General features: G+C 68.3%; 10 protein-coding genes. 7 read left to right on the plus strand and 3 right to left on the minus strand.

Going from position 1 to position 10,011, the window contains the following annotated elements:
• Positions 1-2: 2 nt before the first annotated feature.
• Positions 3-476, plus strand: coding sequence for a GbsR/MarR family transcriptional regulator (locus ABD116_RS20265; RefSeq protein ID WP_343972203.1), 474 nt, complete (start codon positions 3-5; stop codon positions 474-476).
• 72 nt (positions 477-548) lie between these two features.
• Here the strand turns inward: ABD116_RS20265 and ABD116_RS20270 are convergent, their stop codons facing one another.
• From ABD116_RS20270 to ABD116_RS20280, 3 genes are all read right to left on the minus strand, one after another.
• A complete protein-coding gene (locus ABD116_RS20270) occupies positions 549-1,379 on the minus strand; it encodes an LLM class flavin-dependent oxidoreductase (RefSeq protein ID WP_343972206.1) in 831 nt (276 codons plus the stop codon).
• Between the two features lie 164 nt (positions 1,380-1,543).
• A complete protein-coding gene (locus ABD116_RS20275) occupies positions 1,544-3,313 on the minus strand; it encodes a glycoside hydrolase family 9 protein (RefSeq protein ID WP_343972208.1) in 1,770 nt (589 codons plus the stop codon).
• Between the two features lie 106 nt (positions 3,314-3,419).
• On the minus strand, positions 3,420-3,842 hold the full coding sequence (locus tag ABD116_RS20280; RefSeq protein ID WP_343972211.1) for a helix-turn-helix domain-containing protein: 423 nt from the start codon (positions 3,840-3,842) through the stop codon (positions 3,420-3,422).
• A 383-nt stretch (positions 3,843-4,225) separates the two neighbouring features.
• Between ABD116_RS20280 and ABD116_RS20285 the strand changes: the two genes are divergently transcribed.
• The 6 genes from ABD116_RS20285 (at position 4,226) to ABD116_RS20310 (ending at position 9,963) form a co-directional block, all read left to right on the plus strand.
• Entirely contained in the window at positions 4,226-5,929 is a 1,704-nt protein-coding gene (locus ABD116_RS20285) for a nitrite/sulfite reductase (protein WP_343972214.1), read from the plus strand.
• Between the two features lie 76 nt (positions 5,930-6,005).
• Positions 6,006-6,155 (plus strand): hypothetical protein, encoded by a 150-nt coding sequence (locus ABD116_RS20290; RefSeq protein WP_166665480.1) that lies wholly within the window; start codon positions 6,006-6,008, stop codon positions 6,153-6,155.
• A complete protein-coding gene (locus ABD116_RS20295; protein ID WP_343972227.1) occupies positions 6,152-6,838 on the plus strand; it encodes a phosphoadenylyl-sulfate reductase in 687 nt (228 codons plus the stop codon). Before ABD116_RS20290 ends, ABD116_RS20295 begins: the two co-directional genes overlap by 4 nt.
• A 115-nt stretch (positions 6,839-6,953) precedes the next feature.
• Positions 6,954-7,871, plus strand: a complete 918-nt coding sequence (gene cysD / locus ABD116_RS20300; RefSeq protein WP_343972230.1) for a sulfate adenylyltransferase subunit CysD — start codon at positions 6,954-6,956, stop codon at positions 7,869-7,871.
• Positions 7,871-9,172: a sulfate adenylyltransferase subunit 1 gene (locus ABD116_RS20305; RefSeq protein ID WP_343972233.1), complete on the plus strand. Its 1,302-nt coding sequence runs from the start codon at positions 7,871-7,873 to the stop codon at positions 9,170-9,172. Before cysD ends, ABD116_RS20305 begins: the two co-directional genes overlap by 1 nt.
• On the plus strand, positions 9,169-9,963 hold the full coding sequence (locus ABD116_RS20310) for a sirohydrochlorin chelatase (RefSeq protein ID WP_343972236.1): 795 nt from the start codon (positions 9,169-9,171) through the stop codon (positions 9,961-9,963). The genes ABD116_RS20305 and ABD116_RS20310 overlap by 4 nt, the downstream gene beginning before the upstream one ends.
• The last annotated feature ends 48 nt before the right edge of the window (positions 9,964-10,011 follow it).

Here is a 10,011-nt window from a genome sequence, read left to right on the forward strand (position 1 = left end):
TCATGCCACCGGAACCCACACCCGCCGAGATCAGCCAGTTCGTCGAGCGCTTCGCCGGCGTACTGACCAACAGCGGCGTACCGACGATGTCGGCCAGGGTGATGGCCCGGATCCTGGTCAGCCCCGAGGGCACGATGACGGCCGCCGAGCTGGCCGAATCCCTGAAGATCAGCCAGCCCGCCGTCTCCGGCGCCGTCCGGCAGCTGATCCAGGTCTCTTTCATCACCCGCGAACGCCTCCCCGGCTCCCGCAAGGATCACTACCGGATCCGCGACGACGTCTTCGCCGCGGTCCTCGAACGCCGCAACAACGCCCTCGGCGAGTGGGAGTCCTCCGTCCTGTCCGGCGTCGACCTCTTCGGCGCCGACTCGGTCGTCGGCCGACGCCTCGCGGCCAACGCCGAGTTCTTCGCCTTCATCCGCGCAGACCTCGCCCAGCTGATCAAAACCTGGCGGGCCGGCCACCCCAAAGACTGATCCGCGCCCGGAGACCCCAGCGCCTGCTCCAGCGCCCAGAGACCTCAGCGCTGGCTCCAGCGCCCGGAGACTTCAGCGGCCGGTGAGCTCGGCGACCGCCGGCGCCAGCACCTCGGCGGCGTTGGCGCCGATCACGATGTACGAGAAGCCGCCCTCTTCCCGCCGCCTCAGGAGCTCCTCGACAGCCGCCTTCGGATCCGCGGGAAGCACCAGCAGCGAGTCCTTGGCCCGCAGCGCGGCGATGTCCGTGTCGGGACCGGCCATGAACGCCGACCTCTCATCACCGACCACCGCTACGTGCAAGGCCAGTTCCATGTCGCGGGTAGCGCGTGCAGCCGTCGCCATCCGCACAGCCTCGTCTCGTGACTCGCTGGGTACCGCGCAGATGATCGTGTCGGCAAGCTCGGTAGCCAGCGCCCAACTCTTCGGTCCGCGGGCCGCGACGACAACCGGCGTGTGCAGATCCGGCCCATCAAGCTCGCGTAGCGCCGAGATGGCGTCCCGTACCTGCGCCAACCGCCCGCTCGGCGTCGCGACCGGCAGCCCCGACTGCCGCAGTTCCTCTTCCATCCCAGGCCGGCCGGGACCGATGCCCATCTCGAAGCGCCCCTCGGTGAGCACCGACAACGAGTGCGACTCCCATGCCACGCTGGAGGCGGCACGAAGAGGCGAGGCGTAGACCCAAGTGCCCACTCGCAGCTCCGGCGCGAGAGTCGCCGCGATCGCCAAGGCCGGCCCTGGCGCCGGCTGCCACTGCTGCACATCCGGCATCAGAACCGTCGAATACCCGCTGTCCGCGATCCGCCGCACCTGATCCCGCCAGGCCGGGAGTCCGTTCAGGATCGGCGCGACAACCCCGAACCGAAAGGGTCGTACTCCGCTGCTCGTATCGGTACCGGTCATCGTCGCCGTCCTCTCACCGATGCCCGAGCCTTGTACCCGGGATCTACCACCACCACGAACGACCCCGGGCCAATCCGACAGGCGCTACCGAGTCAGGGCGTAGACGGCGATCGCGGCGAAGTCGTCGGCGGGCTCTGACGCCTGCCAGGAGCGGACGTCGTCGACTACCGGGAACCTCGGCCGGTGAACTGGTTGAAGGTGTCGATGCCGTTGGCGGGGCAGGGCCTCATGTTGTCGAGGTTGTCGCCCAGGCCTTCTTCGAAGAGGTCGGCGGAGTTGGGGCCGTTGACGACGCCGCCGACCAGGGGGCGGCCGACGATGTTGGCGATCTGGTGGTGGGGGCAGCGTTGGGCGGGTTCGCCGATGCCGACCATGAAGGAGACGCCCCACGGGTTGGCGCCGAAGTTCCAGTTGAGCTGACCGTTACCGAACGCGTCGTAGCGGCGGTCGCCGGTGGCGGTCCGGTAGAGGCGAGCGGTGGCGGCGAGGCCGAAGGCGTGCGGAACGGCGTCGAAGTTGTCGTACTGCGCGCCGGCGCCGAACGGGTCCTTCGCGGCCCGCTTCACCCCGATCTCCAACTGGGCGCGGAGATCGTTCTTCAACGCGGCGACGTCAACCGTGCGGTCGAAGCGAGCGGCACGGATCAGGTCCGCATGCGCGAGCGCGCTCACGTCGTACAGGTTGAGGGTGTCGCCGCCCGCCTCGTGCTTGAGGTACTCCCCCGCCCAGTGCTGCGAGGCCTTCAGCCATCCACGTGCCCTGGGATCGTGAAGCTTCCGTGCAGCCAGAGCAAGCTCGGCAGCACCGAGTTCGAGGTCGTCCCGCCAGGCGCTCTCCGGGTAGAAGGCGAACGGTAGCGACGTGGTCAGCTGCTTCACGTTCGTCGTCTGCGCCATCGCGAAGATCTGCGCGGCGGTCGCCAGATGCTGACGTGCGAGACGAGGCGAGGTGCGTGCTTCCACCTGTGCAGCAAGGGCAAACGCCGCGGCGGTACGACCGGCCAGGTTCGGGCTCAGCGGCTTGCCGGGTGCGGCCGCGCGGAAGACCGGGCGGTTCTTGATGAACTGGTGGCCGGGGGCGTTGTCGTGGTCGTCCGCCTCGGGCAGCCGCCAGATGTCGTGGTCGCCGATGAAGGTCTCCTCGACGTTCCCGGTGCCCGCGCCGACCTGGATGTAGAGCGTCTTCGTCTTCTCGTCCCACATCTTGTCCAGCCAGGCCAGCCCGTGCCGGGCTTCCTTCAGGACGGTCGAATCCGGCCACCGGCTGTCCCTGGCCGATGCCCAGAGCAACGATTCCGAGTACGCCGCGATGTGGGTGAACTTGAGGTAGTCGCCGGCGTCGTACCAGCCGCCCTCGACATCCACCGGCCCGCCGACCCTGCGCAGCTCCCCCACCGTCTGATCGGTGTCGGGGTCGACGAACTTCGGTGTGTCGTAGACCGACGCGGCCCGGTCCGTGAGGTGCGCCGGCTTCCGCCCGAGCGACCCCTTCACGACGTTCGCGCCGTCCCGCTGCTCGGTGAAGAACGTCACCGCCTTGTCCTTCGCCCCGCCCAGCAACCGGAGGTCGGAACCAACCTCGAAGGCAGGCGAGGTCGGCACCCCAGCCACATTCACCCGGTACGTCCCCGGCCGTCGCAACCCGGACAGATCCAGCTTGTAAACATGCTGGTACGCCGAGTTCCACGACCCGGTGTCAGCACCGGCACGCCCGGTCAGCACCTGATGCCCACGCCGGTCAACCACCTCGAATCGAGCACCCGCCGCGACCTGCCCGGTCATCAGGTACGCCGCTTCGCCCGCCGCCCCCGTATAGCCGAGCTGGTTCACCCGGATCAGCCCCGAGTACAGCGGCGAATGAGCAGCGGCCGCAGCGGGTGACACCGCCAGCCCGGCAGCCAGAGTGATCGAGATGACGCGGCGCAACGTTCCCATCGCGGAGCTCCCCTCCAACAACCGTTAGGAAACCTTCCTATTGGTTGCCGACACGCTAGCGCAGCGGCGCCGCGGCGTACACCGTCCGAAGCCCGGAAAATCCGGGTCACCGTCGGCCGGGGACGGCATGGGCGAAGACGAAGACGTCATGGGCGTCGGCGCCTTCGGACGGATCGTCGTGGTACTCCCGGATCAGGTTCTCGATCCTCGCGCTGAGCTCATCGAGGCGTTCGGGCGTCAATGTGAGCCATCTCTCGGTGGACCAGGAGTAGTCGACCGCCGTCGCCACCCGCCACCACCGCTCGCGCCGCGTCTTGGCCAACTCCGGCACCTCCGCGATGACACCGGCGGTCGCCAGGACCTTGAGGTGGTGGCTGACATTACCGACCAGTTCACCGGTCGCCTCCGCCAGCCGGCTGGCGGTCGCGGGCCCGTCGGCACGCAGCAGATCCAGCAGTCGATGGCGGAGCGGATGGTGGATCGCGGCCGGAACCGAGGAGTCGACGGTCCGGCGGTTGGCAGGGCTCATCGAGCCACCCTAGCTGCCACAAGAATTGTTGTACAAGAATTCTTGCAGGTGACCTTTCACGCCTGGAACAATCCGCAGCAGACTGGTACACATAGCCACATCGTGAGATCGCATCTCACGATGCAGGAATGGGAGTTGATTTACCGGCCGATTCCGCTGAGTCTTATCAGCATGCTCGCTGCCCGCTCGACTCATCTCGTAGGTCGGATTCACGTCGACCTCGGTCGCATGCGCAGCGCCATCTGTCGTCCTTCGATGCTCTGACAGCCACCCCGCTCGAAACATCTGCTGGGTGCGCACCGCGCAGACCAGATCGAATCGACGACGCTTCGAGCTAGCCTCACGCGGACGCACCTGTCTCTAGGACAAGGACACCGTTCCGGATGACTGGCGTCTCCTCCCCACAGCAAGCCACACCGGCCAAGAAGGCCCCCCGCCCCCGCAAGGGGAAGGGCGAGGGCCAGTGGGCGCTCGGCTATCGCGAGCCCCTGAACAAGAACGAAGAGAACAAGAAGAACGACGACGGCCTGAACGTCCGGGCCCGGATCGAGAACATCTATGCCCACCGCGGGTTCGACTCGATCGACCCGGCCGACCTGCGGGGCCGGTTCCGCTGGTGGGGGCTCTACACCCAGCGCAAGCCCGGCATCGACGGCGGCAAGACGGCCACCCTGGAGCCGGAGGAGCTGGACGACAAGTACTTCATGCTCCGGGTCCGGATCGAAGGCGGCCAGCTGAGCGCCGAGCAGCTCCGGGTGATCGCGGAGGTGTCCAGCACCTACGCCCGCGACACCGCCGACATCACCGACCGGCAGAACATCCAGCTGCACTGGATCCGGGTCGAGGACATCCCGGCGATCTGGCAGAAGCTCGAAGCCGTCGGCCTCTACACGACCGAAGCCTGTGGTGACGTCCCGCGGGTGATCATCTCCAGCCCGGTCGCCGGGATCGCCGCGGACGAGATCATCGATCCGACGCCGGCCATCGACGACATCGTCGAGCGGTACATCGGCAGCAGCGAGTTCTCCAACCTGCCACGCAAGTTCAAGACCGCGATGACCGGTCACCCGTCGCACGACGTGGTGCCGGAGGTCAACGACATCAGCTTCGTCGGCGTCGTCCACCCCGAGCACGGCCCCGGCTTCGACCTCTGGGTCGGCGGCGGCCTGTCCACCAACCCGATGCTCGCTCAGCGCGTCGGGGCGTGGGTCCCGCTGGACGAAGTACACCTGGTCTGGAAGGGCGTCGTCGGGATCTTCCGCGACTACGGGTACCGCCGGCTGCGGACCCGGGCGCGGTTGAAGTACCTGGTCGCCGACTGGGGCATGGACAAGTTCCGCGAGATCCTCGAGAGCGACAAGTACCTCGGCTACAAGCTCGTCGACGGACCCGCACCGGAGATCCCCGCGGTCCAGGGCGACCATGTCGGCGTCCACAAGCAGAAGGACGGCCGGTACTACGTGGGCGTGGCGCCCGTCGTCGGGCGGGTCTCGGGGAGCGCTCTCGCCAAGGTCGCCGACGTCGTCGCGGCGCACGGGTCGGACCGGATCCGGACCACCGCGCAGCAGAAGTTCATCGTGCTCGACGTCGAGGAGTCGAAGGTCGAGTCGCTGGTCTCCGCGCTGGACGGCCTCGGCTTCCAGGCCCGGCCGTCGGCCTGGCGGCGGAACACGATGGCCTGCACCGGCATCGAGTTCTGCAAGCTGGCGATCGTCGAGACCAAGGCCCGGGCCGCCGAGCTGATCGACGAGCTCGAGGAGCGGATCCCCGATCTCGACGTACCGATCACGGTGAACGTGAACGGCTGCCCGAACTCCTGCGCCCGGATCCAGGTCGCCGACATCGGCCTCAAGGGCCAGCTGGTACTCGATGCCGAGGGCAAGCAGGTACCCGGCTACCAGGTCCACCTCGGTGGCGGGCTCGGGCTGGACGCCGGCTTCGGCCGCAAGCTTCGCGGCCACAAGGTCACCTCCGAGGGGCTCGCCGACTACGTCGAGCGGATCACCCAGAACTACCTGAAAGAGCGGTCCGAGGGAGAGCGCTTCGCCCAGTGGGTCGTCCGTGCCGAGGAAGGAGCTTTGCAGTGAAGGAGCGTAGCGAGTTCACAATCCAGCACAGCAGCCATCGCTCACTCATCGGTACCGCAGCGAAGCGAGGACACCGATGAGTGAGCGAGCAGCGCCGTTGTACTGCCCGTACTGCGGTGACGAGGACTTGCGTCCTTCTGAGGAAGGGCACGGCGCCTGGGAGTGCCGGCCCTGTGCACGGGTGTTCCAGCTCAAGATGATCGGACTGCGGGTGACGGTGGAATGAGTACCGACTTGAAGACGCTCGCCGAGGAGGCGAACGAACGACTAGCCGACGCCTCGGCGCTGGAGGTGCTGGCGTGGGCGCGGGAGACGTTCGGTAACGAGCTGGTGGTCACCGCGTCGATGGCCGACGGAGCACTCCCCCACCTGGCGGCCGAGGCGGCGCCTGGCGTCGACGTCCTGTTCCTCGACACCGGCTACCACTTCGCCGAGACGATCGGCACCCGGGACGCGGTCGCCGCGACCCTGCCTATCAACCTCATCAACGCGACGCCGAAGCAGACCGTCGCGGAGCAGGACGCGGAGTACGGGAAGGATCTGTTCGCTCGCGAGCCCGACAAGTGCTGCGCGCTGCGCAAGGTCGAGCCACTCAACCGGGTGCTCTCGGGCTACAAGGCCTGGGTGACCGGCGTACGCCGCGAAGAGGCACCGACCCGGGCCAACACGCAGGTCGTGGAGTACGACGAGAAGCGCGACATGGTCAAGCTCAACCCGCTCGCGCCGTGGACCCAGGAAGACCTCGACGGGTACATCAGCGACAACGGCGTACTCGTGAACTTGCTGCAGTACGACGGCTACCCGTCGATCGGCTGCCAGCCGTGCACCAAGCAGGTCGCGCCGGGCGAGGACCCGCGCAGTGGCCGCTGGGCCGGCCAGGGCAAGATCGAATGCGGGTTGCACACATGACTCTGCTATTGGCCGCGCCTGCGGCACGGCGGGTCATCGGGCTGAACTCCCGGCCTTCCCTCGTCCCTCCGGTCGCTTCGCTCCCTCCACTCCTCAGTCCAGGCCGGGAGGCCCGATGACCGCGACAGCACTGCCTCCACGCACCGTGACCGAGCTGGACGCGCTGGAGAGCGAGTCGATCTTCGTCTTCCGTGAGGTGGCGGCCGAGTTCGAGCGGCCGGTGATTCTCTTCTCCGGCGGCAAGGACTCGATCGTCATGCTGCACCTGGCGCGGAAGGCGTTCGCGCCGGCGGGGGTGCCGTTCACCTTGCTGCACGTCGATACCGGGCACAACTTCACCGAAGTACTGGAGTACCGGGACGCAACCGTCGCGGCTCTGGGGCTGCGGCTCGAGGTTGCGAAGGTCGAGGACTACCTCGCCGACGGCCGGCTGCGGGAGCGCTCGGACGGCACCCGGAACCAGCTGCAGACCATTCCGTTGCTCGATGCAATCAACGGGCACCGGTTCGACGCGGTCTTCGGCGGCGGTCGCCGCGACGAGGAGCGGGCCCGGGCCAAGGAGCGGATCTACAGCCTGCGCGACGAGTTCGGGCAGTGGGATCCGCGCAACCAGCGGCCCGAGCTGTGGTCGCTCTACAACGGCAAGCACAAGCCGGGCGAGCACGTCCGGGTGTTCCCGCTGTCCAACTGGACCGAGCTGGACATCTGGAACTACATCGAGCGCGAAGAGATCCCGCTGCCGAGCATCTACTACGCGCACGAGCGGGACGTGTTCGAGCGCGACGGCATGTTGCTTGCCGTCGGCCCCTACTCCCAGCCGCGCGCCGGTGAAGAGGTCGGCAAGCGGCTGGTCCGGTACCGGACCGTCGGCGACATGTCCTGCACCGGAGCGGTCGCGTCCACCGCGACCACCCCGGCGGAGGTCGTGATCGAGGTCGCGGCCAGCGAGATCACCGAGCGCGGCGCCACCCGCGCCGACGACAGGGCCAGCGAGGCCGCCATGGAAGACCGCAAACGAGAGGGGTACTTCTGATGAGCACCCCGTTCCAGCGGCAACTGCTCCGGCTCGCCACGGCGGGTTCGGTCGACGACGGCAAGTCCACCTTGGTCGGCCGGCTGCTGCACGACTGCAAGGCGATCCTCGCCGACCAGATCGCGCACGTTCAGACGGTCTCCGAGGCCCGCGGCGGTGACTTCGACTTCGCGTTGCTCACCGACGGTCTACGGGCCGAGCGCGAGCAGGGCATCACGATCGACGTCGCCTACCGGTACTTCGCGACCGACAAGCGCTCGTTCATCCTGGCCGACTGCCCCGGGCACGTGCAGTACACCCGGAACACGGTCACCGGAGCGTCGACGGCCGATGTCGTCATCATCCTGGTCGACGCGCGGCACGGTGTACTGGAGCAGACCCGGCGGCATCTCGCCGTCGCGGGCCTGCTCCGGGTGCCGCACGTCGTCCTGGCGGTCAACAAGATCGACCTGGTCGGGTACGACGAGGCTGTCTTCAAGGGAATCGCGAAGGATGTGTCGCAGCTGGCTGACCAGCTCGACATCAGCGACGTCCAGGCGATCCCGGTCTCGGCGCTCGTCGGCGACAACGTCGTGGAGCAGTCCGCTTCGACCACCTGGTACGACGGCCCGACGCTGCTCGAGTACCTGGAGAGCGCGACCGGTCGCGACGACATCTCGGCCCGGCCGCTGCGGTTCCCGGTGCAGTACGTGATCCGGCCGCAGACGGACGACGAGTACCGCGACTACCGCGGCTACACCGGGACCGTTGCCTCGGGCACCGTTTCTGTCGGCGACCAGGTGATCGTGCTGCCGGCAGGCCGGCGTACGTCGGTCTCCGGTATCGACCGCGCAGTCATCAGCGCGACCGGTACCGCGGTCGCCGAGCGGCCGTCCGCGGTCGCCGGTGAAGCCGTCACCGTCCGGCTCGCGGACGACCTCGACGTCGCCCGCGGATCGGTCATCGTCGCGGCCGACTCCTCCCCCGGCACCCGCCGGGAGCTGTCGGCCACCCTGTGCTGGCTGTCGGAACGCCCGCTGACCGTGGGCGCCCGGCTGCTGATCAAGCACACCACCACCACTGCCCAGGCGATCGTCACCAAGATCAACGGTGCGCTCGACCTGGACACGCTCGGAGTCATCGACGCCACCGGGCTCGAACTCAACGACATCGGCAAGGTGCAGCTCAAAATCGCCGCACCGCTGGCCGCTGACCCGTACTCCAGCAACAACATCACCGGATCGTTCCTGCTGATCGACGCCCACGACGGGTGGACGCTGGCGGCCGGAATGATCGACGACGAAGAAGGGGAACTGCTGTGACCGCACCAGCGCTCGTAGTCCTCGCCCACGGCAGCCGCGATCCGCGATCGGCCGCCACCGTCCACTCGCTCGTGGCCTGCCTGCGCGAGATGCGGGACGACCTGCGGATCGAAGCCTCCTTCCTCGACCACTGCCCGCCGACGCCGTACCAGGTGATCGGGAAACTCGCCGCCGAGGGCGTCGAGGAGGTCGTGGTGCTGCCGTTGCTGCTGTCGACCGCGTTCCACGCGCGGACCGACATCCCGGCCGTCATCGACGAGGCGCGCAGCCGGTTCCCGGACCTGCGGATCATCGCCTCCGACGTGCTCGGGTACGACGACACCCTGCTCGACGTCCTCGACCGCCGGATGCGCGCCGAACTCAAGGACGGCCGGGTGCGTGAACTCGACGCCCTCGTCCTGGCTTGCGCCGGCTCCAGCGACGCCCAGGCCAACGCAGCCGTCACCCGGCTGGCGCGCCTTTGGGGCCAACGCCACAAGCTCCCGGTCACCGCTGCCTTCACCACCGCAGCCACCCCGAGCCCAGCCGAAGCAGTCCTCCAATGGCGCCTGGAAGGCCGCCGCCACGTAGCAGTCGGCTCCTTCTTCCTGGCCCCCGGCGTCCTCCCCGACCGAGCCGAAGAAACCTCCCGCAAGGCCGGCGCGGTCGCCGTCTCCCGCCCCCTGGGCGTCAGCGCCGAGGTAGCCCGCCTAGTCCTCCTACGCTACGGCGTAGCCGGCCTAGACCTCCTAACCCTCGCCCCCGCCCCGCGCCCGACGCTCCTCCGCCCGGAGCTCGTCCGCACCGCCTGACCCACACGCCCGAAGCCCCGCCGGAGCCATCATCCCGGCGGGGCTTCA

Source organism: Kribbella koreensis (assembly GCF_039525325.1).
GTDB lineage: Bacteria > Actinomycetota > Actinomycetes > Propionibacteriales > Kribbellaceae > Kribbella > Kribbella koreensis.

Coding starts and splice junctions, on each gene's coding strand:
- ABD116_RS20280 (WP_343972211.1), bottom strand. CDS start 3,842: ATGAGCCCTGCCAACCGCCGGACCGTCGACTCCTCGGTTCCGGCCGCG.
- ABD116_RS20265 (WP_343972203.1), top strand. CDS start 3: ATGCCACCGGAACCCACACCCGCCGAGATCAGCCAGTTCGTCGAGCGC.
- ABD116_RS20270 (WP_343972206.1), bottom strand. CDS start 1,379: ATGACCGGTACCGATACGAGCAGCGGAGTACGACCCTTTCGGTTCGGG.
- cysD (WP_343972230.1), top strand. CDS start 6,954: ATGACCGCGACAGCACTGCCTCCACGCACCGTGACCGAGCTGGACGCG.
- ABD116_RS20290 (WP_166665480.1), top strand. CDS start 6,006: ATGAGTGAGCGAGCAGCGCCGTTGTACTGCCCGTACTGCGGTGACGAG.
- ABD116_RS20295 (WP_343972227.1), top strand. CDS start 6,152: ATGAGTACCGACTTGAAGACGCTCGCCGAGGAGGCGAACGAACGACTA.
- ABD116_RS20285 (WP_343972214.1), top strand. CDS start 4,226: ATGACTGGCGTCTCCTCCCCACAGCAAGCCACACCGGCCAAGAAGGCC.
- ABD116_RS20275 (WP_343972208.1), bottom strand. CDS start 3,313: ATGGGAACGTTGCGCCGCGTCATCTCGATCACTCTGGCTGCCGGGCTG.
- ABD116_RS20305 (WP_343972233.1), top strand. CDS start 7,871: ATGAGCACCCCGTTCCAGCGGCAACTGCTCCGGCTCGCCACGGCGGGT.